Origin of the sequence: Methylobrevis pamukkalensis (assembly GCF_001720135.1) — a bacterium.
GTDB classification, from domain to species: domain Bacteria; phylum Pseudomonadota; class Alphaproteobacteria; order Rhizobiales; family Pleomorphomonadaceae; genus Methylobrevis; species Methylobrevis pamukkalensis.
The window spans coordinates 44713-68758 of sequence record NZ_MCRJ01000003.1 but is presented as its reverse complement, the minus strand read 5'-3'; the positions used below and the strand labels follow the sequence as shown (position 1 = coordinate 68758).

The following is a 24046-nucleotide window of genomic DNA, read 5'->3' as shown; positions in this document are numbered from 1 at the left end:
CTGAAATTCCCGCCGGTGCCCGAGACGGACGATGTATCGAGGTCGCCCGCATCGGGAATGCCACAGTGACGCAGGAATTCCCGGAAGTATCCTTCGGTGCCCAGACGCCGGATGCTTTCATAGGGAATGACCGTGACCGCGTCGGGCCCGAGAAACTCCACCAGCCGTTCTGCCACGGATGACCACGAGAGGTTGACCCGCTTCCAGTTTTCCCAGAACTCCGGGAAGGTCATGGTGCTTCCAAGCTGGATGAGCTGGACGTAGACGGATTCGACATAAGAGGACTGCTCGCGGGTGTAGAGAATGACGCGATAGTCTCCGCCAAGCCCGCACGTGCGGAAAAACCGGATTGCTTCCGGGGCCTGATCGTAAAAGCCGGGAGGTCTGACGAATTTCACGATGTCTTCGTTCGTGATGATCATGCGCGCGCGGCTGGAATGTTCAAGCCGTGCAATGTCGGACAGGGCCGCCTCCGAAGGCTCCTGCACGCCGCTTTCAAGATGGGCGTGCAGATCTTCGAAGAATGGCGTGGCCACGAGGTCGCGCCGCCGCACGATTTCGCAATCGGCCGTCTCGAAGGTTGCCCTGTTCGCGTTCATCAATGTCTGCAGGAGCGAGGACGCCGTCTTGTGGGCCCCGATATGAAAACAGACTTGCCGCATGTGCTTCACCGCCCCCACCGGACGACGTCCGGTCTTGCCTGCTCGCCATCCTAAAGGTTGAAGTCCGCCGACGCAGGATAAGTTTGCTCAAGGATCTTTTTCCGTTTCGGCAAGCCGCCGCTGAGGTTCCGCGACCCGCAGAGGCGACGGCGCGTCAGCCCTACCCCGCACTCGCCCCCGAAAACCGCCCCTCCAGCCGATACCGCCCGCCCGGATACACCAGCCGCGCGAGCGAGACCGGCGCCAATCCCGCGAATGTCCGGCGGTGGACGAGGAGGCAGGGGTCGGTGCGGGCGATGGCGAGGAGGCGGCATTCCCAGGGCTGAGGCAGCACGGCTTCCACCGCGTGTTCGGCGTGGCTGAGCGGGGCGACCGCCGAGAGGAAGGCGTTGGGCGTGGAGCGGACGAAATCCTGGGCGAGGTAGCCGGGCGCCTGCGCGGGCGCCACGTGGCGGTCTTCCAGTTGCACCGGCACGTCGTTCTCGCGGTGGACGATCAGCGAGTGGAACACCGGCGCGCCGAGGGCGAGGCCCAGCCGGTCGGCGATCTCCGGGGCGGCCGGGATCTCGGCGAGCGCGATCACCTCGCGCGGTGGTCATGGCCGCGGGCGCGGATCTCGTCGGCGATGTTGCGCACCTCCACCAGCGCCGAATGGCCCTTGGCGTCGGCCACGAAGGAGCCGGCGCCCTTGACCCGCACCACCAGCCCCTCGGCGGCGAGTTCCCGCAGCGCGCGGTTGGCGGTCATGCGCGAGACGCCGAATTCGGCGACGAGCTCGTTTTCCGACGGCACCCGCGTGCCGGCCGCCCAGTCGCCACGGGCGATCCGGTCGCGGATCTCGCGCTTCAGCCCCTGATAGAGCGGCTCGCCCGGCTCGCGCCCGTCCGAAGGTCCCGTCATCACGCTCGCCCATCCTCCAGTGTCCGGTTTGCCAACGGCAGGGCCGGCGCCCCGGCCTCGTCCTTCGAGACGGCCCTTGCGGGCCTCCTCAGGATGAGGCCTCCGGGACGTTCCGTTCCAGCCTCATCGGGATGAGGCCTCCGGTAATTCCTCGTTTCATTGCAGGCCGTTGCCCTTTCCCTCATCCTGAGGAGGCCCGCAAGGGCCGTCTCGAAGGACGAGGGAAAGCCCCGGCAGCGCGGCGGGACATGCCCATGACAGCCGGATAGACCACCCGGCGCGGAGAGGCCAGTGGGTTGCCGGGTCAGGCCCGGCAAAGACGAACGAGGGGCCGAGCCCGACACCCGCACCCCACCGTCTGTCAACCGCCGCCCAACCGACCTGCGACCTGCCGACTCCCGATCTGCCGCCACCCCCCGTTTGCCCCCTTGCGGCGCGGCAGCATTTCCGCCAAGTTGACTATACAACATTGCCAGAGGCCGCCGCCGATGTCCACGACCGCCGTCCGCCATCTCCATGCCCGCGACGCCCTCCTGCCCGAGGGCTGGGCCGAGGACGTGCGGGTCGGCGTTGACGCCGCCGGCCGCATCGCCGGCGTGGAGACGGGCGTTGCCGCAGCACCCGGCGACGACATCGCCGCGGGGCCGGTGGTGCCGGCCCTCGTCGATCTTCATTCCCATGCCTTCCAGCGCGCCATGGCCGGCCTTGCCGAAGTGGCCGGGCCGACCGAGGACAGCTTCTGGACCTGGCGCGAGGAGATGTACCGCATCGTCGGCCTCCTGTCGCCGCAGGACGCCGAGGCGGTGGCCGCCCGGCTCTATGTGGACATGCTGAAGGCCGGCTTTGCCCATATCTGCGAGTTCCACTATCTGCACCACGGCGCGGACGGCGCGCCCCATGCCGATCCGGCGGAAATGAGCCGGCGCATCCTCGCCGCCAAAGCCGCCGCCGGCATCGGCATGACGCTGCTGCCGGTGTTCTACGCCCACGGCAATTTCGGCGGCGCGGCGCCGAGCCCCGGCCAGCGCCGCTTTCTCCACGACCTGCCGGCCTTCCTCGCGCTGATGGAGACGCTTGGCCCCGCCTGCACTGCGGCCGGCGTGCGCCTCGGCGTCGCCCCGCATTCGCTGCGGGCGGCAACCATCGACGAGATCCGCGCGCTGCTCGCCGCGCTTCCCGCCGACATGCCGGTGCACATCCACGTGGCCGAGCAGCACCGCGAGGTGGACGACTGCCTCGCCTTCTGCGGCCGGCGGCCGGTGACCTATCTTTGCGACGAACTGCCCGTGGACCGGCGCTGGGTGCTGATCCACGCCACCCACATCAATGCAGAGGAAGTGGCCCGCATCGCGCAGAGCGGCGCCGTCGTCGGCCTGTGTCCGACCACGGAAGCGAGCCTCGGCGACGGCATCTTTCCGGCGACGGAGTTCCTTGGCCAGGGCGGGGTGTTCGGTGTGGGCACCGACAGCCACGTCTCCTTCAGCCCGGCCGAGGAACTGCGCCAGCTGGAATACAGCCAGCGCCTGCGCGACCAGCGGCGCGTGCGCGTCGTCACCGGCCCCGGCCGCTCCAACGGCCGCACGCTCTATGACACCGCGCTGGCCGGCGGCTGGCAGGCGGCGGGCGAGCGCGTGCATGGCCTGCGCGTCGGCGCGCCGGCCTCGCTGCTGGTGCTGGACGGCGAGGACGCCTTCCTTGCCGCCGCCCGCGGCGACACCCGGCTTGACCGCTGGATCTTCGCGCTCGGCGACCGCGCGGTGCGCGACGTGATGGTCGAAGGCGTCTGGCGCATCGCGGATCGTCGCCACGCGGACGACGCGGCGATCGACGCGGCGTTTGCGGCCGCCATCGCGCGCCTCTCCAACTGAGCGGAACACCCCGCCGCTCACCGGGATTTCCTGCCATGAAGACGCTCTACACCACGCCCGCCTTGCCACCCTCGACCCGCGCCTGCCGGGCCTCGGGGTGATCGAGGACGGGGCAATCCTCTCGGACGAGGGCCGCATCCTCTGGGTCGGCGAGGGCAACGACCCGCCGTCCATGGGCGGGGACGCGGTCGATCTCGTCGATCTGGAGGGCCGCTGGGTGACCCCCGGCCTGATCGACTGCCACACCCATCTCGTCCACGGCGGCGACCGCGCCCGCGAGTTCGAGCTGCGGCTGGCCGGCGCCAGCTACGAGGAGATTGCGCGGGCCGGCGGCGGCATCAACTCCACGGTGACGGCGACGCGGGCGGCGAGCGAGGACCAGCTTGTCGCCGCGGCCCTGCCCCGGCTCGACGCGCTCCTGGCCGAGGGCGTGACGACGGTCGAGATCAAGTCCGGCTACGGGCTGAGTCTGGACAGCGAACTTGCCATGCTGCGCGCCGCGCGCCGGCTTGGCACCGAGCGCGCGGTGGAGGTCGTCACCACCTGCCTTGCGGCCCATGCCCTGCCGCCGGAGTATCGCGCGGACCGCGCCGGCTATCTGCGCCTCGTCATCGACGAGATCCTGCCGGCGGCGGCGCGCGAGGGGCTGGCCGACGCGGTCGATGCCTTCATGGAGGGCATCGCCTTTTCGGGCGAGGAGACAGCGCAGGTGTTCGCGGCGGCCCGCAAGCTCGGCCTGCCGGTCAAGCTTCATGCCGATCAGCTCTCCAATCTCCACGGCGCGGCGCTCGCCGCCCGCTTCGGCGCGCTGTCGGTCGATCATCTCGAATACACGGACGCGGACGGCGTTGCGGCGATGGCCGCGGCCGGCTCGGTGGCGGTGATGCTGCCCGGCGCCTATTACACGATCCGCGAGACCCAGGCGCCGCCGATCGCCGCCTTCCGCGCGGCCGGCGTGCCGATGGCGGTCGCCACCGACTGCAACCCCGGCACCGCGCCGCTGACCTCGCTGCTGCTCGCCATGAACATGGCCGCAACCCTGTTCCGCATGACCGTCGACGAGGTCGTCGCCGGCGTCACCCGCGAGGCGGCGCGCGCGCTCGGCCGTCACCGCGATCTCGGCACGCTGGAGGACGGCAAGCACTGCGATATGGCGATCTGGGACATCGATCGGCCCGCCGAACTCGTCTACCGGATCGGCTTCAATCCGCTGCATGCGCGCGTGGTGCGCGGGCGGATGATCCGGCGCTGAACGTGCTCCACAATTATACCATCGCGCGTATGAACCGACCTCTCTCCGCCCTCACCCTGAGGAGGCCCGGAACGGGCCGTCTCGAAGGGCGGGGGGCGGCCTCGTCCTTCGAGACGGGCGCACGAGCGCCCTCCTCAGGATGAGGCCGACCGCGTCCGTTCATCGGCGCGGCGGTATTATGGCCCTTCCCGCCAGCCCTCCGCCTCGGCGGCATACTCACGGGCGAGACCCAGCACCCAGTCGCGAAAGTCGCGGCCGCCGGGCTTGTCCAGCGCCGCCCCGTCCCAGGCGAGGAAATACGGCTCCTCCAGGCGCAGCCGGTGTGGATGCACCACCGCCAGCGGCCGGCCGCAACCTCGCCGCCGATCATCGAGCATTGCGCCAGCACCACGCCGCGCCCGGCGATGGCCTCGTCGATTGCCTGCGCCGACAGGGAGAAGGTCAGCGCCATCTTCAGCGGCCCGGTGTCGATGCCGAGGCCGCGGAACCATTGCGACCAGCTCGGCGGCGATTTGAAATAAGGCTCCCAGTCGATGCCGAACAGCGGGCAGCGCAGGATGTCGCGCGGGTCGGAGAGCGGCGTCGTCCCGACGAGGCCGGGGGCGGCCACCGGCACCACCCAGTCGGTGAACAGGGCCGCGCTGCGCTCGTAACCGCTGACGCGGTCGCCGTAGGAGATGCGGAAGTCGACCGTGCCGTCGCCGAACACCGGCTCGCCCTCGGTGCCGTGCACGTGGACGAGACTGTCCGGGTGGGCGGCCTGCCAGTCGTAGAGCTTCGGCCCGAGCCAGCGCGCCGCCACCGACGACAGGGCGCTGACCGTGAGGTTGCCCGAGCGGCGGGCGCGGTCGATGTCGTCGCGGGCCTCGCGCAGTTCGGCGAAGGCGCCGGCGATGCGGCGGTGGAAGCGCCGGCCCCAGGTGGTGAGCGCGACGCCGCGCCCGGCCCGCTCCACCAGCTGCAGGCCGAGGTCCGCCTCCAGCAGGTGGATCTGCTGGGTGACGGCGCCGGGCGAGACGCCGAGCTCGCGCGCGGCCCCGCCGATGCTGCCGATGCGGCCGACGGCCTCGAAGGTCTGGAGCGAACGCAGCGGCGGCAGGCGCGAGACCATCTGTCCTCCTGAAGACGAGCCGTCACAATTTAGAACAGCTAAAATGAATCGCAATCGATTTCGGCTAGTCGCGAGGCCGGATCGGCCGCAGGATCCGGGAAAATCCCAAGGGAACGGCAATCCGGAGAGACACGATGTTCGTCAGGAACGCATGGTATGTCGCGGCCCTCGACCGCACGGTCGACCGCAGCCTGCGCCAGGTGCGCATGCTGGGCGAGAACGTGCTGCTCTACCGCCGGCAGGACGGCGTGGCGGTGGCGCTGGAAGACGCCTGCCCGCACCGCAAGCTGCCGCTGTCCATGGGCCGGCTGCTCGGCGACGAGGTGGAATGCGGCTATCACGGCCTGCGCTTCGACTGCGGCGGCGTCTGCACGCGGGTGCCCGGCGCCGAGAAGATCCCGCATGTGGCGCAGGTGAAGGCCTATCCGCTGGTCGAGCGCTACGGCTTCCTGTGGATCTGGATGGGCGACCGCGCGCTGGCCGACCCGGCGAAGATCTTCGAGGTGGAGCAGTGGGGCAACCCCGCCTGGGGCACCACGCTCGGCGACGAGATGACCGTCGACTGCAACTATCTCTACGTCTGCGACAACCTGCTCGACCCCTCGCATGTCGCCTGGGTGCACCAGTCGTCCTTCGGCAACGCCGCCTGCGAGGACATTCCGGTGCAGACCCGCAGCAACGCCAGGGGCAACGGCGTCGTGGTCTCGCGCTGGATGATGGACGTGGAGGTGGCGCCCTTCTACGCGCCCTTCGTGAAGTTTGCCGGCCACTGCGACCGGCTGCAGCACTACGAGGTGCGCTACCCGAGCCACGCGATCATCAAGGCGCTGTTCACCCCCGCCGGCACCGGCGGCGACGACAAGCCGCTGCATCCGGACGTGTTCCTGATGGACAGCTACAACTTCATGACCCCGATCGACGAGAAGCGGACGCGCTATTTCTGGTTCCAGATGCGCAACTTCGCGCCCGGCGACGAGGCGGTGTCGGAGAGCTTCTCCAAATCCGTGCGCTTTGCCTTCGAGGAAGACCGGGTGGTGCTCAACGCCGTCCAGATCGGCATGGACACCAAGACGAGCCCCAACCTCGACCTCAAGATCGACGCCGGCCCCCTGCGCTTCCGCAAGCACATCCGCGAACTGGTCGAGGCCGAGCGGCCGCTGGCGCAGGCGGCGGAATAGCGGCTGGGGTCCGATCGTTCTGATCGAGAGACTTCGGGAAGAGGAGAGGCCGCGCCCCCTCATCCGGCGCTGCGCGCCACCTTCTCCCCGTCGGGGAGAAGATTGGTGGTCGCCGTGAGCGATGTGTCTCCCCATTGGCACTGAACCTGCCGCGAGTGTCTTCTCCCCATCGGGGAGAAGGTGGCCCGAAGGGCCGGATGTGGGGGCCTGCCTCGCCTCCCGCCCTATTCCCCCATCCCCCTCCCAGCGAGCCCCGATGACCGCCCCCTCCCTCGCTGACGCCCTCGCCCACGCCATCGCGCCCGCCACGTGCTCACCGGCGATGCGGTCGCCGCGCTCGATCCCGGCTGGCATCCGGACAATCTCGCCGGCGGGCTGCTCGTGCAGCCGGGATCCACGGCAGAGGTCGCGGCCGTGGTCGAAATCGCCCGCGCCCACGGTGCCGCGATCGTGCCGCAGGGCGGGCGCACCGGGCTGGTCGGCGGCGGCATCACCCGGTCGGGCGAGATCGCGCTGTCGCTGTCGCGCATGAACCGCATTGTGCGGCTCGATCCGCTGGAGCGCACGGCGACGGTGGAGGCCGGGGCGATTCTCGAGACCGTCGCCGCGGAGGCCGCCCTCCACGGCCTCGAGATCGGCATCGATCTCGCCGCGCGCGGATCGGCGACGATCGGCGGGATGATCTCCACCAATGCCGGCGGCGTGCTCGCCCACCGCTACGGGGTGATGCGCCACCGGGTGCTCGGCCTCGAGGCGGTGATGCCGGATGGTTCCGTGCTGTCGGACCTGACCCGGATCGTCAAGGTCAGCGCCGGCTATGATCTCAAACACCTCCTGATCGGCGCGGAGGGCACGCTCGGTGTCGTCACCAGGGTGGTGCTGAAGCTGGAGCCGCTGCCGGCCGCGACCCTGACGGCGCTGTTCTCGCTGCCGTCCGTGGACGCCGTGCACCTCGCGGTCGATGCGGCGGGCCGGCTCGGGTCGGCGCGGCTGCGCATGGCCGAGGCGATGTGGAAGGGCTATTTCGACCTCACCTCCGCGGTGCAGGGCTGGCAGGACCCGGCCTATGACCATGCCGCGCCGCTGCATCTGGCGCTGATGATCGAGGGCGAGAGCCGCGCGGCGCTGGAGCCGGCGCTGCTTGCCGTGTTCGAGGCGGTGTCGGACGCCTTTCCGGGCGCCGGCGGTCTCGTCTCCTCGTCCGTGCGGCAGGACGCGGAGATCTGGCGGCTGCGCGAGGACACCGAGGCGGTCTACCGGCAATATCCGATGGCGCCGTCCTACGACGTGTCGCTGCCGCTGTCCGAGATCGAGGGCTATCTCGAAGAGCTTGGCGAGAGGCTTGGCGTCATCGATCCGGACCTCAGCCCCTTCGTCTTCGGCCATCTCGCCGACGGCAACCTGCATATCCTGATGAACCGTCCCGGACCGCTGGCCGAACTGCTTGCAAACGCGATCGACGCGGCGGTCTACCGCGGCCTCGGCGCGCGCGGCGGCTCGTTTTCCGCCGAGCACGGCGTCGGGTCGAAGCGGGTCGGTGCCCTTCGCGCCCACGGCGACCCGGTGAAGCTGGCGCTGATGGCGGCGCTCAAGGCCGTTGTCGATCCCGACAACCTGATGAACCCCGGCAAGGTCGTCGCCCCGGCGGCCGCAGATCCCGAAAGGATGCCCTCATGGACGACGTGAGACCCGCCAGCCGCCTCGTCGATACGGCCACCGTCGATGCCTTCCGCACCGATGGCGCCACGATCCTGCGCGGCGTCTTTGCCGACTGGGTGGCGCCGCTGCGCGAAGGCGTGGCGAAGCTGATGGCCAATCCCAGCCCGCGCGAGCGCAGCTACACGCCGAAGGACGGCAGCGCCCGCTTCTTCCAGGATCTCTGCAACTGGCAGGACATTGCCGAATTCGAGGCCTTCGTGCGCACCTCGCCGGCCGGCGAGATCGCCGCCGCGCTCATGGGCTCGACCACCGCCCGCTTCTTCCACGACCATGTGCTGGTCAAGGAGCCGGGCAATTCGATGGTGACGCCCTGGCACCAGGACATGCCCTATTACTGCGTCGGCGGCCGGCAGTCGGTGAGCTTCTGGATCCCGCTCGATCCGGTCGCCCGCGCCACCACCCTCGAATGCGTCGCCGGCACCCACGCCAGCGGGCTCGACCATCGGCCCGAGCGCTTCGACGGCACGCCGCTCTACGAGAACGACCCCCGCGCCGCCGTGCCCGACATCGACGCCGACCGCGACGCCTGGCGCATCCTCGGCTGGGCGCTGGAGCCGGGCGACGCCGTCGCCTTCACTTCCGCACCCTGCACGGCGCCCCGGCCAACACCTCGTCCTCGCGGCGGCGGGTGTTTTCCGCCCGCTGGGTCGGCGACGATGCGGTGTTCGTCGACCGCGGCGGCAAGGGCTCGCCGTCCTTCGCCCATCTCACGCTGAAGACCGGCGAGCCACTGGACGGCCCGGATTTCCCGGTGGCCTGGAGGGGCTAGATCGCGATCACCACCGACGTCACCGGACGGGAGCAGCACATCAGCAGGAAGCCCTCTTCCGGCGGATCGAGCGGCTCCTCGAAATAGGTGATCTCGCCGGAGACCAGCGTCTGCCGGCAGGTGTTGCAGATGCCGCCCCGGCAGCTGAAGGGCGGCGTCAGCCCCTGCTCCTCGGCAAAATCGAGCAGGGACTCGCACTCCGGGTCCCACGGCGCCTCGATGCCCGCCTTGGAAAAGGTGACCGTGATCTCATCGCTCATCGCGTCGCTCCTGTCGTCTGCGCCGTCATGCTGTCTCCGGTCTTACCCGGATACGCCGGGCAGGTCGATGCCGGCGGCCGCGACCAGCGCGCCGGAGGCAACCAGCGCGATCGCCGCTTCCATGTCCGGGTGGAAATGCCGGTCCTCGTCCAGATGCGGAACCCTGGCCCGGATCAGCGCGCGCACCGCCTCCAGCGCCGGGCTGCTGGAAAGCGGCGCGTGGAAGTCGCAGCCCTGGGCCGCGGCCAGCGCCTCGATGGCGACGACGGCGCGCAGGTTCGTCGCCATCTCGCGCAGGCGGCGGGCGCCATGGGCGGCCATCGACACGTGGTCCTCCTGGTTGGCGGAGGTCGGGATCGAATCGACGCTGGCCGGGAAGGCACGGGTCTTGTTTTCCGACACGAGCGCCGCCGCGGTCACCTGCGGGATCATGAAGCCGGAGTTGAGCCCGGGCCTCGGCGTCAGGAAGGCCGGCAGGCCGGACAGCGCCGGATCGACCAGCATCGCGGTGCGCCGCTCCGACAGGGAGCCTATCTCGCAGATCGCCATGGCGATCATGTCGGCGGCAAAGGCGACCGGCTCGGCGTGGAAGTTGCCGCCCGACAGCGCGTCGCCCTCGTCGGTGAAGATCAGCGGGTTGTCGGAAACGCCGTTGGCCTCGGTCGCCAGCGTCTCGGCCGCCTGGCGCAGCACGGTCAGCACCGCGCCCATCACCTGCGGCTGGCAGCGCAGGCAGTAGGGATCCTGCACCCGCTCGTCGTTTTCCAGATGCGAGACGCGGATGGCGCTGCCGGCCATCAGCGTCCGCAGCGCCGCCGCCGTCTCGGACTGGCCGGCATGGCGGCGGACGGCGTGGATGCGCGGATCGAAGGGCGCGTCGGAGCCGCGCGCGGCGTCGGTGGAGAGCGCGCCGGCGACGAGGGCGGCCCGGAAGGCGTCCTCGGCGTCGAACAGGCCGGCAAGGGCGAAGGCGGTGGAGAACTGGGTGCCGTTGAGAAGGGCGAGCCCTTCCTTCGGCCCGAGCACGGCCGGCGACAGGTTGGCGGCCGCCAGCGCGTCGGCGGCGGGGCGGCGCCCGTCCGGCGTGTCGGCCTCGCCGACGCCGATCATCACCGCCGTCATGTGCGACAGCGGCGCCAGATCGCCCGAGGCGCCGACGGAGCCCTGCGCCGGGATCACCGGGATCACGTCGCGGGCGAGCATGGCACCGAGCAGTTCGACCGTCTCCGGCCGCACGCCCGAATAGCCCTGGGCAAGGCTCGCGAGCTTCAGCGCCATCATCAGCCGCACGACGCGCGCGGGCAGGCCTCGCCGGTGCCGGCGGCATGGCTGAGCACGATGTTGCGCTGGAGCGTCTCGAGGTCGACGGCGTCGATGCGCACGCTGGCGAGCTTCCCGAAGCCGGTGTTGATGCCGTAGACCGGCGCGCCCTTCTCGACGATGGCGGCCACCGTCGCCGCCGCCCGTTCCACCGGCCCGCGCCAGCCCTCGGCGAGCGCAGCGTCGGCGCCGTGAAGGATCGCGCGCCAGGTCGCGAGCGGAACGTGGCCGGGTTCGAGCGCGAGAACCGTCATCGAAGGCTCCATCCATGGACATGAATATGTCTATACAAAATGGAAGAGCGCACGGGAGGTGTCAACGGAAAAGCGTGGAATGCGCCTGTCAGAAAGTGCCCGACAGATCGTGATCGCCGGACCGCGATCAGCTCCCGCCGGTCGCCGCTTCCATCAGCGCGATCGCCTCGGGGCTGTCCCATTCCGCCGGGCCGTGCATGACGCCGAGCTGGCAGCCGCCGGGGGCGACGACGAGCGTCGTCGGCAGGCCGAAGGCCAGGCCCTCGGCCTTCAGGTCGTTGAAGATCTTCATGCGCGGATCGCGCCAGGCGCCGAGATTGTCGACGCCGATCTCGTCGAGGAAGGCCTGCGCCTTGGCGTAGTCGCCGGTGTCGAGGTTGATGGCGACCACGCCCGCCTTGTCGCCGAGCGCGTCGGCCATGCGCGAGATCGCCGGCATCTCGGCGCGGCAAGGGGCGCACCAGGTGGCCCAGAGATTGACGAACAGCGGCTTGTCGGCAAGGGCGGCCAGCGACACGGGCACGCCGTCGGCCCCCATGACGGTGAGAGCGGCGAGCGACATCGGCCGTTCGGCGGGCAGGAAGGCGGCGACCTCGCCGCGCGCCAGCGGCCGCAGGGCCTCGGCCGCGGCCACGGCCGGCGCGCAATCGACGCCGTCGCCGTTGCCAGCGACCTCTCCGCTCACGTATACCGCGCCGATACCGGCGAAAAGGCCCGCCACCGCTGCGAGACCCACCCAGGCGATCACCCGGCGACGCACTGCCTTGTCTGCCATCTCGTCTCTTTTCTGTTCCCGGAGCCCGGACCATGAGCAACCGTATGTGGGGTGGCCGTTTCACCGAAGGCCCCGACGCCATCATGGAGGAGATCAACGCCTCCATCGACTACGACCGGAAGCTCTACGCCCAGGATATCGCCGGCTCGCTCGCCCATGCGGCGATGCTCGAGAAGGCCGGCGTCCTCACCGCCGCGGATGTCGAGGCAATCACATCGGGCCTTGCCCAAGTCAAGAACGAGATCGAGACCGGCCGCTTCACGTTCTCGCGAGCCCTCGAGGACATCCACATGAACGTGGAGGCCCGGCTGAAGGAGATCATCGGCGAGCCGGCCGGCCGGCTGCACACCGCCCGTTCGCGCAACGACCAGGTGGCGACCGACTTCAAGCTCTGGGTGCGCGACACCACCGACCAGCTGATCGTCCAGATCGGCGGGCTGATGAAAGCGCTGCTTGCCCGCGCGGGCGAGCATGCCGACACCGTGATGCCGGGCTTCACCCATCTGCAGTCGGCCCAGCCGGTGACCTTCGGCCACCACATGATGGCCTATGTGGAGATGTTCGAGCGCGACCGCAGCCGGCTGGTGGATGCCCGCCGCCGCCTCAACGAATGCCCGCTCGGCGCCGCGGCCCTCGCCGGCACCTCGTTCCCGATCGACCGGGAGATGACGGCGGCCGCCCTCGGCTTCGACCGGCCGACCGCCAATTCGCTCGACAGCGTGTCCGACCGCGACTTCGCGCTGGAGGTGATGGCGGCGGCGGCAATCGCGGCGGTGCACCTGTCGCGGCTGGCGGAGGAGATCGTGATCTGGTCGTCGGCGCAGTTCCGCTTCGTCCGGCTGTCCGACCGCTTCTCCACCGGCTCGTCGATCATGCCGCAGAAGCGCAATCCGGACGCCGCCGAACTGGTGCGCGCCAAGTCCGGCCGGATCATCGGCGACCTCAACGGCCTCCTGATCGTGATGAAGGGCCTGCCGCTCGCCTATTCCAAGGACATGCAGGAAGACAAGGAGCAGACCTTCGACTGCCTGCAGAGCTTCTCGCTGGTGATCGCGGCGATGACCGGCATGATCGCCGACATGACCGTGAACGAGGCGGCGATGCGGGCCGCGGCCGGCTCGGGCTTTTCCACCGCCACGGACCTTGCCGACTGGCTGGTGCGCGCCGGCGGCGTGCCGTTCCGCGACGCCCACCACATCACCGGCCGGATCGTGGCGATCGCCGCCGACCGCGGCATCGAGCTGGCCGACGTGCCGCTGGCCGACATGCAGGCGGTGGATCGGCGGATCACGGACGCGGTGTTCGAGGTGCTCACCGTCGATGATTCGGTGAGAAGCCGCACCAGCTACGGCGGCACGGCGCCGGGCAACGTCCGGGCCATGGTGGCACGCTGGCAGGCCCGGCTTTCGGGGACATGACAACGGGTTGAAGGCAGGCGCCTCGTGTGCGGCGCCCCCTCACCCTGTCCCTGCCGGCCTCGGGTCGCGTGCCCCTCGGCGTTCGACCTTCGGTCTCACCCCCGATGGGGCGAGGGGACGCCGGATTGGAACGGCTTTCGCAAGACGGCCTTCCGTTTCGGCGAGAGGTCGCGCGGACGGCGCCCTGCCCTTCTTCGTCCCCTCTCCCCGCCGGGACGAGACCTCTCCTCAGCCCAGCTTTTCCTTGAAGAAGGCGATGGTGCGCTCCCAGGCCAGCGTTGCCGCCGCCTCGTCGTAGCGCGGGGTCGTGTCGTTGTGGAAGCCGTGGTTGACGCCCTCGTAGATGTGGGCGGTGTAGGTCTTGCCCGCGGCCTTCAGCGCTTCCTCATAGGGCGGCCAGCCCTCGTTGATCCGGGTGTCGAGCCCGGCATAGTGGAGGAGCAGCGGCGCCTCGATCTTCGGCACCTCGGCCACCGGCGCCTGGCGTCCGTAGAAGGGCACGCTCGCGGCGAGCTTCGGATAGGCCACGGCGAGCGCGTTGCACACGCCGCCGCCGTAGCAGAAGCCGACGCAGCCGATCCTGTCCGTCGTCGCCTCATGGGCGTCGAGGAATTCGTAGGCGGCGAAGAAATCCTCCATCAGTTTGGCCGGATCGAGCTTGGCCTGCATCTCGCGGCCGGCGTCGTCGTTGCCGGGATAGCCGCCGGCCGGCGTCAGGCCGTCGGGCGCGAGCGCCACGAAGCCGGCGACCGCCGTGCGGCGCGCGACATCCTCGATATAGGGGTTGAGGCCGCGGTTCTCGTGGATGACCACCACGCCGGGCAGCTTGCCGGCGGCATCCGCCGGCCGCACCAGCAGGGCATTGATCGTGCCGTGGCCCTCCGGCGAGGGATAGGTGATCCGCTCGGAAACGATGCGCGGATCGTCGGGCGCGACCTGCATCGCCAGCGCATAGGTCGGCTTCAGCATGTCGAGCAGGGCGAGCGCGGTGACGCCGCCGACGGCGAACTTGCCGGCCCGCTCCAGGAATTCGCGCTTGGAGATCAGGCCATGGGCATAGCCGTCGTAGATCTCGAGCAGCTCCTGCGGAAAGTCGCTCGCCTTCATGCGGGTCATGATGTCCTCCCTGGCCGTCCGCGCGATCCTCCGCACCCGGGACAACGGGCGGATGGACCCGCGAACTTCGGGCCAAGGAGACAACAGCGGTGCATCACCGGCAAGACGAAGGGGGCCGGGAGAGCCCGGCACCCGGCCAACCCCTTGACGGACAACGGCTTGCCGGCCATCAACAATCGGTGATGCGGACGATCCCTCGCCGCCTCGCGGCCCGCACAGCGCTATCCCCAAAGCCCGGGGCCTGTGCTATGGAGCGGCAGAGCCTTCCTCCGCTCCTGCCGTCACGGCAGGGCGGGTTCCCGCAGGACAGTCAGGATCGACATGGCGATGACCGCGACCCGCCCCTCCTCGCGCGCCCTGCGGGCGCTGATCCTGCTGCCGCTGGCAGCAGCCCTGCTTGTTGCCGGATGCGGCCGGCGTGGCGCCCTGCAGCCGCCGGGCAGCGAGGAACGCCAGCTGGAAACGCCGTCGCTGATCACCGCGCCGCTCGGGCGCAGCGCACCGGACGACGCGCCGGACGAGAAGGCGCCGGACAAGCCCTTCGTGCTGGACCCGCTGTTGTAAGGATGGATGCCGGGCCCGCGGCGGGCCTGCGTCAGAGCCGCGACGAGGATCAGGCGTCGTCGGACTGGCGCTGGGCTTCCTTCGCCGCCTTGGCGAACTTGCGGGTCACCCGGTCACGCTTCAGCTTGGAAATGTGGTCGATGAACAGCACGCCGTTGAGGTGATCGATCTCGTGCTGGATGCAGGTCGAGAGCAGGCCGTCGGCCTCGATCTCGCGGGGCTCGCCGTTGCGATCGAGGAAGGTGACGCGCACCGCGGCCGGGCGCTCCACATCCTCGAAGAAATCGGGGATCGACAGGCAGCCCTCCTGGTAGACACTCGTCTCTTCCGACGACCACACGATCTGCGGATTGACCAGCACCATCGGCGCCGGCTCGTCCTCCTCGCGGGCGACGTCGAGCACGACCACCCGGCGCATCACGCCGATCTGGCAGGCGGCAAGGCCGATGCCGGGCGCATCATACATGGTGTCGAGCATGTCGTCGGCAAGCGCCCGCACCTCGTCGTCGACGACGGCAACGGGGTCGCAGGGCTTGCGCAGCAGCGGATCGGGCAGGATGACGAGCGGGCGTATGGTCATTGCGCTCAAATATGGGATCGCCCGGTTCCGGTCAACTGGTGGCCGCGCCGCGGAAACCGGCGCTCCACCGTCATTGCGCGCGCCTGCCGTTCTTTTTATGTTCCGGCCGCGCGGCGGTCATGCTAGATCTCGGCGATGTCCGACCTTCTCGCCCGATTCCGCGCCGCCGATCCGGAGCTTCTTCTCGCCGCGGCCCTCGGCCTCGGCCTGCTGATCCTCGTCTATGGCCTCGGCCGCGCAGGACGCGGCCGGGCGCTGGCCGACAGCGAGGCGCGGATCGGCGAGCTGATGCGGCTCCAGAGCGAGATGACCGGCCGGATGCAGACCATGGCCGAGATCTTCTCCACCCGGCAGGGCGACCTTGCCCGTGCGCTCGGCGAGCGGATCGACGGGCTCGCCCACAAGGTCGGCGGCAACATGGCCGAGACGACCCGGGCGACCGGCGAGCAGCTGTCGCGCCTCCACGAGCGGATGGCGGTGATCGACCGGGCGCAGACGGTGATGGCCGATCTCGCCGGCGAGGTGATGGAACTGCAGGGCATTCTCGCCGACAAGCAGCTGCGCGGCGCCTTCGGCCAGGGGCGGATGGAGGCGATCGTCGCCGACGCGCTGCCGCTCGGCGGCTACAGCTTCCAGGCAACGCTGTCCAACGGCACCCGGCCCGACTGTCTCGTGTTCCTGCCCGGCGGCGCCCCGGCGCTGGCGGTCGACGCCAAGTTTCCGCTGGAGGCCTTCGAGCGGCGGCGGGCGGCCCGCGACGAGGAAAGCCGGCACACCGCCGGCATCCAGGCCAGGCGCGACCTTGCCAAGCATGTGGGCGACATCCGCCAGCGCTATTTCATCCCCGGCGAGACCTTCGACACCGCCTTCCTGTTCGTGCCCTCGGAAGCGATCTTCGCCGACATCCACGAGCATTTTGCCGACGTCGTCGACAAGGCGACGCGGCTCAGGGTGCTGATCGTCTCGCCCTCGCTGCTGATGCTGTCGATCCAGGTGGTGCAGTCGGTGCTGCGCGACACGCGGATGAAGGAGCAGGCCCACCTGATCCGCACCGAGGTCAGCCATCTCTTGGACGACGTCGGCCGCCTGCGCGAGCGCTGCCTCAACCTGCAGAAGCATTTCGGGCAGGCGACCGGCGATCTCGACCAGATCCTGATCTCGTCGGAGAAGATTTCCCGCCGCGGCGGGCGGATCGACGCGCTCGGCTTCGAGGATGCCGGCCGGGATCAGGGACAGGATCGTGGCCCCGACCGCAGCCAGGATCGCGGCCAGCCGGTTTCCGCGCGCGCGGCGGGCTGATATCACATCGCCATGACCTGCCCGCATCGCCGGGCGATTCCCCACATCCAGCCTGCGAGACCCCCGGCATGACGATGCTCCTCGCCCTTCGCGGCGTCACCATCGAGACCTGGCGCGACGCGCTTGCCGCCGCCGCGCCCGACCTGCCCGTCGTGGTGGCCGGCGAAGCCTGCGACCCGGCGACGATCCGTTACGCCCTCGTCTGGAAGCCCCAGCCGGGCCTGCTCGCCGACCTGCCGAACCTTCAGGCGATCTTCTCGCTCGGCGCCGGCGTCGACCATCTGATGGGCGACCCGACGTTGCCCGGGGCGCCCGTCGTGCGCGTGGTCGATCCGGATCTCACCGGCCGGATGACCGAATGGGTGGTGCTGCAGGTGCTGATGCATCACCGCCGCCAGCGCCTCTACGACCGCCAGCAGCGCGACCGGGTCTGGCGCGACCTGTCGCAGCCCGCCGCCCGCGAGATCCGGGTGGGCGTGATGGGCCTCGGCGTGCTCGGCCTCGATGCGGCGAAGGCGCTGATGGCGCTGGGCTTCGACGTCGCCGGCTGGAGCCGGACGGTCAAGGGCGAGCTCGACTTTCCGGCCTTCCACGGCGAGGCCGGCCTCGACCTGTTCCTTGCCCGCACCGACATCCTCGTCGTGCTGCTGCCGCTGACGCCGGACACGCGCGGCCTCCTCGACGGCGCGCTGCTTGCCAAGCTCGCGCAGGGCGGACGCCTCGGCGGACCGGTGCTGATCAACGCCGGGCGCGGCGGACTGCAGGTGGAGACGGACATTCTCGCGGCCCTGCAGGCGGGCACTCTCGTCGGCGGCAGCCTCGACGTGTTCCAGACCGAACCGCTGCCGGCCGACAGCCCGCTGTGGGCCGACGACCGGCTGGTGATCACCCCGCATGTGGCCGCCGAAAGCGACCCGATGGCGATCGGCCGCTATGTCGCCAGCCAGATCGCCGGCTTCGAGCGCGGCGAGCCGTTGCAGAATGTCGTGGACCGCAGCCGAGGCTACTGACGCCTCACCCGCTCATTGCCCGATGGGGGCGCCGGGGATCCGGCGCACGCCCGCGAGCGGTACGCCGGCGGCGGCGATGCGCGCGACGCCGGCCTGCAGCGGCTCGCTGACGGTGAGCATGTGGTGGCCGTTGGCGTGGACCATGCGGCCGTTGCCCTCGGCAATGGCGATATGGCCCTTCCAGTGCAGCAGATCGCCGCGGCGCAGCGCGGCAAGATCGCCGGGCTCGACCGCCTCGCCGAGGCCGGACGCCTGCATGTCGCTGTCGCGCGGCGCGGGCACGCCGGCCCGCGCCAGCGCCAACTGCACGAGGCCGGAACAGTCGAGACCGAAGGCGGTGCGCCCGCCCCAGAGATAGGGCGTGCCGGCGAGCCCCGTCGCCACGGCGACGAAATCGGGCTGCGGCGGCGCGCCGACGGTCTCCAGATGGGTCAGCACCACAGCCCCGCCGTCGGGGAGAATGCCGTAGTCGAGATCGCGGACGCGGCGGGTGCCGATCACGGCGAGCGCGGCGCCGAGCGGCAGCAGGTCGCCGCGCGGCAGCTTCATGTCGGGGCCGGGATAGACGAAGGTGCTGGCGACCGCGACCCGGTGGGTCGGGGCCGGATCGGCCGGGCCGAGCGCCTCGGCGGGCAGCCAGCCGACGTAGCCGTCGATCTCCGCCTGTCCCCAGGCCCAGCCTTCGGCGTTGACGTCGTAGACGGTGAAGGGCTCGCCGCGCACCATCTGGGTGTCGATGCCCTTGTCGGAGCGCGGCTCGGGCCGCAGGTCGACGACCGGCGCCACGATCCGCCGCGCCGTGCCCTCCACGTAGCGGGGCGCCTCGACGAGGCCGCGCAGTTTTTCGGCGGCGAGATCGGCGCGCGCGGGGTGATCCGTCGATCGAACTTGGTCATCTCGGCAACTCCCTGCCCCGGGCGACCACGAGATCGCCGAGCTGTTCCACGAACAGTGCGCCCGCGACCGTGCGCTGGACGACGACATTGCGCCGGTCGCTCTCGTCGCGCCGACGCGAGACGAGCCCGGCGCGGCCCATGGTGTCAAGCGCCCGGGTGATCGCCGGCTTGGTCACGGCCAGCTTGGCCGCAAGGCCGCGCACCGTATGGGGCGGCGGCTCCAGATAGATGGTCAGGAGGATCGCCGTCTGGCGCGCGGTGAGGTCGGTCACGTCGTCACGCACGAGATCGAGCGTCACGTCGTGCCACAACTTCAGCGCCTGGCTGGGACGCATCTCCACCCTGCGGCTCCTCCTCCTGCGGCCGGCGGACCTCCGCGACCGGACGCCGAGCATAACCGCATCTTCGTTTCGGAGCCGTTATTGTTTTTCCAACCGTGATGCCGCCCGCGACGAACCGGGAATTTCTTCCCGATTCGTGATCGATCTGCGTGATGTTGCCGATTGACGGTTTCCTGCGCGCCCCCCATATTCCGGCCATGCGCCTTACCCAGCAGACCAACTACGCCATCCGCCTTCTCATCTACTGCGCGGCCTCCGATGGGCGGCCGTCGAAGGTGGGCGACATCGCGTCGACCTTCGGCATCTCCGAACTTCATCTGTTCAAGATCCTGAAGGTTCTGGTCGACGGCGGTTTCGTGGAGACGATCCGCGGTCGCAAGGGCGGCGTGCTGCTGGCCAAGCCGCCGCAGGACATCACCGTCGGGCAGGTGGTGCGGGTGACCGAAGAGAATTTCACCCTCACCGACTGTTTCGACGAGTCCAAGCAGGACTGTCCGCTGATCTCGGCCTGCGACTACAACCAGATCCTGCATCAGGCGCTGGCGGCCTTCCTTGCGGTGCTCGACACCAAGACGATCGCCGACCTGTCGGAGGCCCGGCCGGACATCCGCTTCCTGCTGGATCTGCCGATGCAGGCGGTCGCGGTCAACTGACCGCAGCCGCCCGACGCGGCAGGGTCGCGCGAGGATGACTTGACCTCGGCTTATTGTTGCGCATAACATTCAGCATTCCCTCGCCGGAGCCTTGACCTCCGGAAGACGGAGAGTTGTGATGATGAAACCTGGCTTCGGGCGGCCCGCCGCCCTCTCACGTGCCCGCGACGGCCGCGCTGCCGGTCCTGTCGCCGCCCTCGCCCCGATCCGTTCGGGTGCGCGCGCATGATCGTCTGTCACTGCAATGTCATCTCCCGCGACGATCTGGAGCGCACGGTCGACGAGCTGCTCGCCGAAGATCCGTTGCGCATGCTGACGCCCGGCCTCGTCTACATGACGATGGGCAAGCGCGGCCGCTGCTGCGGCTGCTTCCCCAATGCGATCGCCGTGATCAACCGCTACGTCGACTTCTGCCGCGAGCGGGACGATCTTGCCCGCCATCGTCGCGAGCATCCGCAGGGCGTGCCGCACGAAGTGGCGCAGCCGGTTCCCGCCCGGGCCCGCCGCATCGGCTGAGACCGGTGCAACGGGCCCTGTGACGGTCGTGCCGCCCCGTGATCTGAACCCCGTCGCCGTCCGGATCGGGAGGGCCGCGGGGATTTGGTCGTTTGCGCCGTGCGATTTTTTTCGCGGCCACGCGCGACCTCCTGCCCCTGCCGGGCAGACGTGCAAGGCGGCTCCCCCGGTCATCCTCCCTCGCATTTCGCCTGATTCCGGCCCATTCGCGTCCGGGTTCGTGCCGACCAGGCACGGACCGGCGTCGCCGTGCGTCGCCCCAACTTAGAATCACTCCAGAAACACCTCTTTCGGATCGTTCCGGAGTGGGCTAGATCAGGAGTGCGAGCCGTCGTGACCGGCTCCGGCCGGGGGTACGGCCACCCATTTCCCCCGATCCAGACGCAGCTCCGTCCGGAGGCCTGCGGAGGGACGACATCATCCGCCGCCGGCGCGGTTTGCCCGGCGTGCGGCCAAAGACATGAAATCTGGCAACCAGACTTGCGGAGAATGCCATGAAAGGCTCGGAAAACGTCATCGCCCGCCTCAACGAGGCCCTGTTCCTCGAACTCGGCGCGGTCAACCAGTACTGGCTCCACTACCGGCTTCTCGAGGACTGGGGCTTCCTGAAGCTCGCCAAGAAGGAGCGCGCCGAGTCGATCGAGGAGATGCAGCACGCCGACAAGATCATCGCGCGCATCATCTTCCTCGACGGGCATCCCAACCTGCAGACCCTGTCGCCGCTGCGCATCGGCCAGAACATCAAGGAGATCCTCGAGTGCGATCTGGCCGGCGAGTATGACGCCCGCGCGTCCTATTCCAAGTCGCGCGAGATCTGCCGCGAGGAGGGCGACTTCGTGACGATGGCGCTGTTCGAGGGACTCCTGGCGGACGAGGAAGGCCACATCGACTTCCTCGAGACCCAGCTCGGCCTGCTCGAGAAGCTCGGCGTGGAACGCTACGGCCTGCTCAACGCCGTCTCGGCCGACGAAGCCGAGTGATCCGGGCAAACTGATCCGGCCGCATGATCGGATTTCGCCGCATCCCGTTGCCGGATGCGGCGAAATCGGCGGATGGCATTGCCTTTGCGCGGCTTTGGACGCACATAGAGCGGATGCACTCCGTAAGCACCGCGCGCGTGTCGGCGCGGCCCATGGCGGTTCCCGCAGCCGGTCCCGAACGCCCCGCGGCGCGCACGGCCAGCGCGGGCACGCCAGCCGGAGTGCCGGACCAGACACTGCGGGACGGGCCGGTGTGATCACCCAGAAGGCGAAATACGCGTTCAAGGCGCTGCTGTATCTCTGCAAGGCGGATGGCCGCGAACCCGCCCAGGTCGAGGACATCGCCGGACGCACCGGCATTCCGCGCAAGTTCCTCGAACACATCCTCCTGAACCTGAAGCACAGCGGCCTGATCGCCAGCCGGCGCGGCCGCAACGGCGGCTACATCCTGATCAAGGATCCGGCCGAGGTGTCCCTCGGCCAGGTGCTCAGGATGATCGACGGGCCGATCGCGCCGCTGCCCTGCCTGTCGAAGACCGCCTACCGCCCCTGCCCCGACTGCGCCGACGAGCCGGCCTGCGCGATCCGCAAGGTGTTCGGCGACATCTACGCAGCGACGCTGCTGTCGATGGAAGGCGTCACCCTCGCCGATCTGGTGCGCAGCGACCGGCTGCTGGACCTCGACGGTCCCGGCCTCGAGGCGCTGGCCGCCAAGGCGTGAGCGGCCATCGGCCTGTCATGCGATCTTCCTATCGTACCGTCTCGTCATACCGTCACCGGCACTGCCGCCGCCGGACGCAAGGCGGTTGATCGCGTCTCCCGTCCCCGATACCCCTTGGGGTCCGAGACCCATTTGGACAAGATCGGCGCGCGGACCGGCATGGCGCCGGGCGCGCAACGACAGGCGAAGGAAGCCCCATGAAGGTCGATGGCGTTCCCACCCGCACGATCTGGCTCGAACCGGACGGCTGGGCCGTGCGGATCATCGACCAGACCCGGTTTCCGCACCGCTTCGAGACGGTGCGGCTGGAGACCGTCGAGGATGCCGCCCGGGCGATCCGCGACATGCAGGTGCGCGGGGCGCCGCTGATCGGCGCCACGGCCGCCTACGGCATGTGCCTTGCCGCCTATGCCGACCCGGCCGAGCCCTGGCTGACCGACTGCCACGAACTGCTGCTGTCCACCCGGCCGACCGCGGTCAACCTGCGCTGGGCGCTGGGCGAGATGATGCTCACCCTGCGCCGCCACAGCCTGCGCGACCGGACGACCGCCGCCTATGCGCGCGCCGCGGCGCTCTGCGACGAGGATGTCGAGATCAACCGGGCGATCGGCCGCAACGGCCTGGCGCTGATCGCGGAGATCGCCGCCGCCAAGGCCGACGGCGCGCCGGTCAACATCCTCACCCACTGCAACGCCGGGTGGCTCGCCACCGTCGACTGGGGCACCGCCACCGCGCCGATCTACATGGCCCACGACGCCGGGCTCAACGTCCACGTCTGGGTCGACGAGACCCGGCCGCGCAACCAGGGCGCCGCCCTCACCGCCTGGGAACTCGGCCGGCACGGCGTGCCGCACACGGTGATCCCCGACAACACCGGCGGCCACCTGATGCAGCACGGGCTGGTCGACATGGTGATCGTCGGCACCGACCGCACCACGGCCAGCGGCGACGTCTGCAACAAGATCGGCACCTATCTGAAGGCGCTGGCCGCGCAGGACAACGGCGTGCCCTTCTATGTCGCCCTGCCCTCGCCGACCATCGACTTCACCATTGCCGACGGTCTCGCCGAGATCCCGATCGAGCAGCGCGCGCCGGAGGAGGTGACCCGGATCACCGGCCGCACCGCCAGCGGACGGATCGAGACGGTGACGATCGTGCCGGAGGGCTCGCCGGCCGCCAACTATGCCTTCGACGTCACGCCGGCCCGGCTGGTGACCGGCCTGATCACCGAGCGCGGCGTGATCCGCGCCAGCCGCGAGGCGATCGAGGAAACGTTCGGCGCGGCCCGGCGCGAGGCCGGCGCCTGAGGGCAGCCCGCCGGTCACAATCTTTCGGTTCAGGCTTCACCGGATCCCGTCAGGCAACGACGCCCGGCCGGAACCGGCGCAGCGCCAGCCAGCCCGACACCACGAAGCCGGCCAGCACCAGGCCCTGCGCCACGGCGAAGGGCGGCTCGGCGCCGGTGGGCGCCAGCGCGTTCAGCGCCGGCAGTTTCTGGAAGGCCTGCACCACCAGCACGAAGACGTTGAGGTAGAGCGCTGACAGTGCGGTCGCGACGTAGATTACCCGCCAGCGGCCGGAGAGCCGCCGGACATAGAGCGCGTAGCAGGCGAGCGCCAGCAGCACCATCGAGATCACGCCGAAGCCGAGGGCCGGCGTGAACACGCTGATGGGAAACAGGAAACCGGTGAGGCTGGTCAGCACCGTCAGGCCGAGGAAGCTTGCCACGAGGCGGCGGCGATGCCGGCCGGCGAGAAGATCGGCCAGCACGACGAGGCCGGCGACGATGGCAGCGAGACTGATGAGGACGTGCAGGGTGGTGAATGCGGCGCTGCTGAAGAACATGAGCCTGACCCTCCGCCATGGGAAGACGGAAAATCTACG

Annotated in this window: 23 protein-coding genes and 2 pseudogenes; 14 read left to right on the top strand and 11 right to left on the bottom strand. The window is 69.8% G+C overall.

Translation table 11 applies throughout. From position 1 onward, the window contains the following. Both A6302_RS01465 and hutC read right to left on the bottom strand, forming a co-directional pair. Nucleotides 1–680 (bottom strand): hypothetical protein (locus tag A6302_RS01465; protein WP_141703356.1); only part of this gene is annotated, 680 nt, incomplete at its 3' end. A gap of 142 nt (nucleotides 681–822) precedes the next feature. Then, nucleotides 823–1562 (bottom strand): annotated as a pseudogene (gene hutC, locus A6302_RS01460) (histidine utilization repressor). Nucleotides 1563–2050: 488 nt separating this feature from the next. Between hutC and A6302_RS01455 the strand changes: the two are divergent. Continuing rightward, nucleotides 2051–3430: a formimidoylglutamate deiminase gene (locus A6302_RS01455; protein WP_069305548.1), complete on the top strand. Its 1380-nt coding sequence runs from the start codon at nucleotides 2051–2053 to the stop codon at nucleotides 3428–3430. 25 nt (nucleotides 3431–3455) lie between these two features. Then, nucleotides 3456–4682 carry an imidazolonepropionase gene (gene hutI / locus A6302_RS01450; RefSeq protein ID WP_069305556.1) on the top strand — a complete coding sequence of 409 codons (1227 nt, stop codon included), beginning with the start codon at nucleotides 3456–3458 and terminating at the stop codon, nucleotides 4680–4682. Between the two features lie 13 nt (nucleotides 4683–4695). Here hutI and A6302_RS01445 read toward each other — a convergent pair whose 3' ends face one another. Continuing rightward, entirely contained in the window at nucleotides 4696–5793 is a 1098-nt protein-coding gene (locus tag A6302_RS01445) for a LysR family transcriptional regulator (RefSeq protein WP_083255397.1), read from the bottom strand. Nucleotides 5794–5927: 134 nt separating this feature from the next. Here A6302_RS01445 and A6302_RS01440 point away from each other — a divergent pair, with 134 nt between their 5' ends. The 3 genes from A6302_RS01440 (at nucleotide 5928) to A6302_RS01430 (ending at nucleotide 9406) form a co-directional block, all read left to right on the top strand. Beyond that, on the top strand, nucleotides 5928–6971 hold the full coding sequence (locus A6302_RS01440; RefSeq protein ID WP_069305547.1) for an aromatic ring-hydroxylating dioxygenase subunit alpha: 1044 nt from the start codon (nucleotides 5928–5930) through the stop codon (nucleotides 6969–6971). 309 nt (nucleotides 6972–7280) lie between these two features. Next, the gene (locus A6302_RS01435; RefSeq protein WP_069305546.1) at nucleotides 7281–8657 is read left to right on the top strand and encodes an FAD-binding oxidoreductase; all 1377 of its coding nucleotides are present in this window, start codon (nucleotides 7281–7283) and stop codon (nucleotides 8655–8657) included. Then, entirely contained in the window at nucleotides 8645–9406 is a 762-nt protein-coding gene (locus A6302_RS01430) for a phytanoyl-CoA dioxygenase family protein (protein ID WP_210183239.1), read from the top strand. Before A6302_RS01435 ends, A6302_RS01430 begins: the two co-directional genes overlap by 13 nt. A gap of 49 nt (nucleotides 9407–9455) precedes the next feature. Here the strand turns inward: A6302_RS01430 and A6302_RS01425 are convergent, their stop codons facing one another. The 3 genes and pseudogenes from A6302_RS01425 to tlpA form a co-directional block, all read right to left on the bottom strand. Continuing rightward, nucleotides 9456–9719, bottom strand: a complete 264-nt coding sequence (locus A6302_RS01425) for a 2Fe-2S iron-sulfur cluster-binding protein (protein ID WP_069305545.1) — start codon at nucleotides 9717–9719, stop codon at nucleotides 9456–9458. A 42-nt stretch (nucleotides 9720–9761) separates the two neighbouring features. Next, nucleotides 9762–11293 (bottom strand): annotated as a pseudogene (hutH, locus tag A6302_RS01420) (histidine ammonia-lyase). Nucleotides 11294–11420: 127 nt separating this feature from the next. Continuing rightward, entirely contained in the window at nucleotides 11421–12068 is a 648-nt protein-coding gene (tlpA, locus tag A6302_RS01415; RefSeq protein WP_069305544.1) for a thiol:disulfide interchange protein TlpA, read from the bottom strand. A 32-nt stretch (nucleotides 12069–12100) separates the two neighbouring features. On the opposite strand from tlpA, the gene argH reads away from it, so the two are divergent. Next, nucleotides 12101–13486, top strand: a complete 1386-nt coding sequence (argH, locus tag A6302_RS01410) for an argininosuccinate lyase (RefSeq protein ID WP_069305543.1) — start codon at nucleotides 12101–12103, stop codon at nucleotides 13484–13486. Nucleotides 13487–13714: 228 nt separating this feature from the next. Here the strand turns inward: argH and yghX are convergent, their stop codons facing one another. Continuing rightward, entirely contained in the window at nucleotides 13715–14602 is an 888-nt protein-coding gene (gene yghX, locus A6302_RS01405; RefSeq protein ID WP_069305542.1) for a YghX family hydrolase, read from the bottom strand. Between the two features lie 327 nt (nucleotides 14603–14929). Here yghX and lptM point away from each other — a divergent pair, with 327 nt between their 5' ends. Continuing rightward, nucleotides 14930–15166 carry an LPS translocon maturation chaperone LptM gene (gene lptM / locus A6302_RS01400; RefSeq protein ID WP_141703355.1) on the top strand — a complete coding sequence of 79 codons (237 nt, stop codon included), beginning with the start codon at nucleotides 14930–14932 and terminating at the stop codon, nucleotides 15164–15166. 49 nt (nucleotides 15167–15215) lie between these two features. On the opposite strand, the gene A6302_RS01395 is transcribed toward lptM, so the two are convergent. Further along, on the bottom strand, nucleotides 15216–15746 hold the full coding sequence (locus A6302_RS01395; RefSeq protein ID WP_069305540.1) for a peptide deformylase: 531 nt from the start codon (nucleotides 15744–15746) through the stop codon (nucleotides 15216–15218). A gap of 135 nt (nucleotides 15747–15881) precedes the next feature. Between A6302_RS01395 and A6302_RS01390 the strand changes: the two genes are divergently transcribed. Further along, the gene (locus tag A6302_RS01390; RefSeq protein WP_069305539.1) at nucleotides 15882–17045 is read left to right on the top strand and encodes a DNA recombination protein RmuC; all 1164 of its coding nucleotides are present in this window, start codon (nucleotides 15882–15884) and stop codon (nucleotides 17043–17045) included. Between the two features lie 68 nt (nucleotides 17046–17113). Then, nucleotides 17114–18055 (top strand): 2-hydroxyacid dehydrogenase, encoded by a 942-nt coding sequence (locus A6302_RS01385; protein ID WP_069305538.1) that lies wholly within the window; start codon nucleotides 17114–17116, stop codon nucleotides 18053–18055. Between the two features lie 12 nt (nucleotides 18056–18067). Here A6302_RS01385 and A6302_RS01380 read toward each other — a convergent pair whose 3' ends face one another. Both A6302_RS01380 and A6302_RS01375 read right to left on the bottom strand, forming a co-directional pair. Further along, complete coding sequence (locus A6302_RS01380) at nucleotides 18068–18865, bottom strand: C40 family peptidase (protein ID WP_245293851.1); 798 nt, start codon at nucleotides 18863–18865, stop codon at nucleotides 18068–18070. An 82-nt stretch (nucleotides 18866–18947) separates the two neighbouring features. Further along, on the bottom strand, nucleotides 18948–19346 hold the full coding sequence (locus tag A6302_RS01375) for a MarR family transcriptional regulator (RefSeq protein WP_069305537.1): 399 nt from the start codon (nucleotides 19344–19346) through the stop codon (nucleotides 18948–18950). Nucleotides 19347–19489: 143 nt separating this feature from the next. Here A6302_RS01375 and rirA point away from each other — a divergent pair, with 143 nt between their 5' ends. The 5 genes from rirA to mtnA all read left to right on the top strand — a co-directional run bounded on the left by rirA (nucleotide 19490) and on the right by mtnA (nucleotide 23469). Then, a complete protein-coding gene (gene rirA, locus A6302_RS01370) occupies nucleotides 19490–19945 on the top strand; it encodes an iron-responsive transcriptional regulator RirA (RefSeq protein WP_069305554.1) in 456 nt (151 codons plus the stop codon). Nucleotides 19946–20170: 225 nt separating this feature from the next. Beyond that, the gene (locus A6302_RS01365) at nucleotides 20171–20461 is read left to right on the top strand and encodes a (2Fe-2S)-binding protein (RefSeq protein WP_069305536.1); all 291 of its coding nucleotides are present in this window, start codon (nucleotides 20171–20173) and stop codon (nucleotides 20459–20461) included. A gap of 494 nt (nucleotides 20462–20955) precedes the next feature. Continuing rightward, nucleotides 20956–21441 (top strand): bacterioferritin, encoded by a 486-nt coding sequence (gene bfr / locus A6302_RS01360; protein WP_069305535.1) that lies wholly within the window; start codon nucleotides 20956–20958, stop codon nucleotides 21439–21441. Nucleotides 21442–21694: 253 nt separating this feature from the next. Next, nucleotides 21695–22162: an RrF2 family transcriptional regulator gene (locus A6302_RS01355; RefSeq protein WP_069305534.1), complete on the top strand. Its 468-nt coding sequence runs from the start codon at nucleotides 21695–21697 to the stop codon at nucleotides 22160–22162. 197 nt (nucleotides 22163–22359) lie between these two features. Further along, a complete protein-coding gene (gene mtnA / locus A6302_RS01350) occupies nucleotides 22360–23469 on the top strand; it encodes an S-methyl-5-thioribose-1-phosphate isomerase (protein WP_069305533.1) in 1110 nt (369 codons plus the stop codon). 49 nt (nucleotides 23470–23518) lie between these two features. On the opposite strand, the gene A6302_RS01345 is transcribed toward mtnA, so the two are convergent. Next, entirely contained in the window at nucleotides 23519–24007 is a 489-nt protein-coding gene (locus A6302_RS01345) for a hypothetical protein (protein WP_069305532.1), read from the bottom strand. Nucleotides 24008–24046 lie beyond the last annotated feature (39 nt).

What these genes read in the sequence shown, in the direction of transcription:
- A6302_RS01455 (WP_069305548.1), top strand. Translation starts at nt 2,051, where the DNA reads ATGTCCACGACCGCCGTCCGCCATCTCCATGCCCGCGACGCCCTCCTG.
- A6302_RS01445 (WP_083255397.1), bottom strand. Translation starts at nt 5,793, where the DNA reads ATGGTCTCGCGCCTGCCGCCGCTGCGTTCGCTCCAGACCTTCGAGGCC.
- A6302_RS01440 (WP_069305547.1), top strand. Translation starts at nt 5,928, where the DNA reads ATGTTCGTCAGGAACGCATGGTATGTCGCGGCCCTCGACCGCACGGTC.
- A6302_RS01430 (WP_210183239.1), top strand. Translation starts at nt 8,645, where the DNA reads ATGGACGACGTGAGACCCGCCAGCCGCCTCGTCGATACGGCCACCGTC.
- A6302_RS01425 (WP_069305545.1), bottom strand. Translation starts at nt 9,719, where the DNA reads ATGAGCGATGAGATCACGGTCACCTTTTCCAAGGCGGGCATCGAGGCG.
- tlpA (WP_069305544.1), bottom strand. Translation starts at nt 12,068, where the DNA reads ATGGCAGACAAGGCAGTGCGTCGCCGGGTGATCGCCTGGGTGGGTCTC.
- argH (WP_069305543.1), top strand. Translation starts at nt 12,101, where the DNA reads ATGAGCAACCGTATGTGGGGTGGCCGTTTCACCGAAGGCCCCGACGCC.
- yghX (WP_069305542.1), bottom strand. Translation starts at nt 14,602, where the DNA reads ATGACCCGCATGAAGGCGAGCGACTTTCCGCAGGAGCTGCTCGAGATC.
- lptM (WP_141703355.1), top strand. Translation starts at nt 14,930, where the DNA reads ATGACCGCGACCCGCCCCTCCTCGCGCGCCCTGCGGGCGCTGATCCTG.
- A6302_RS01395 (WP_069305540.1), bottom strand. Translation starts at nt 15,746, where the DNA reads ATGACCATACGCCCGCTCGTCATCCTGCCCGATCCGCTGCTGCGCAAG.
- A6302_RS01390 (WP_069305539.1), top strand. Translation starts at nt 15,882, where the DNA reads ATGTCCGACCTTCTCGCCCGATTCCGCGCCGCCGATCCGGAGCTTCTT.
- A6302_RS01385 (WP_069305538.1), top strand. Translation starts at nt 17,114, where the DNA reads ATGACGATGCTCCTCGCCCTTCGCGGCGTCACCATCGAGACCTGGCGC.
- A6302_RS01375 (WP_069305537.1), bottom strand. Translation starts at nt 19,346, where the DNA reads ATGCTCGGCGTCCGGTCGCGGAGGTCCGCCGGCCGCAGGAGGAGGAGC.
- rirA (WP_069305554.1), top strand. Translation starts at nt 19,490, where the DNA reads ATGCGCCTTACCCAGCAGACCAACTACGCCATCCGCCTTCTCATCTAC.
- A6302_RS01365 (WP_069305536.1), top strand. Translation starts at nt 20,171, where the DNA reads ATGATCGTCTGTCACTGCAATGTCATCTCCCGCGACGATCTGGAGCGC.
- bfr (WP_069305535.1), top strand. Translation starts at nt 20,956, where the DNA reads ATGAAAGGCTCGGAAAACGTCATCGCCCGCCTCAACGAGGCCCTGTTC.
- mtnA (WP_069305533.1), top strand. Translation starts at nt 22,360, where the DNA reads ATGAAGGTCGATGGCGTTCCCACCCGCACGATCTGGCTCGAACCGGAC.
- A6302_RS01345 (WP_069305532.1), bottom strand. Translation starts at nt 24,007, where the DNA reads ATGTTCTTCAGCAGCGCCGCATTCACCACCCTGCACGTCCTCATCAGT.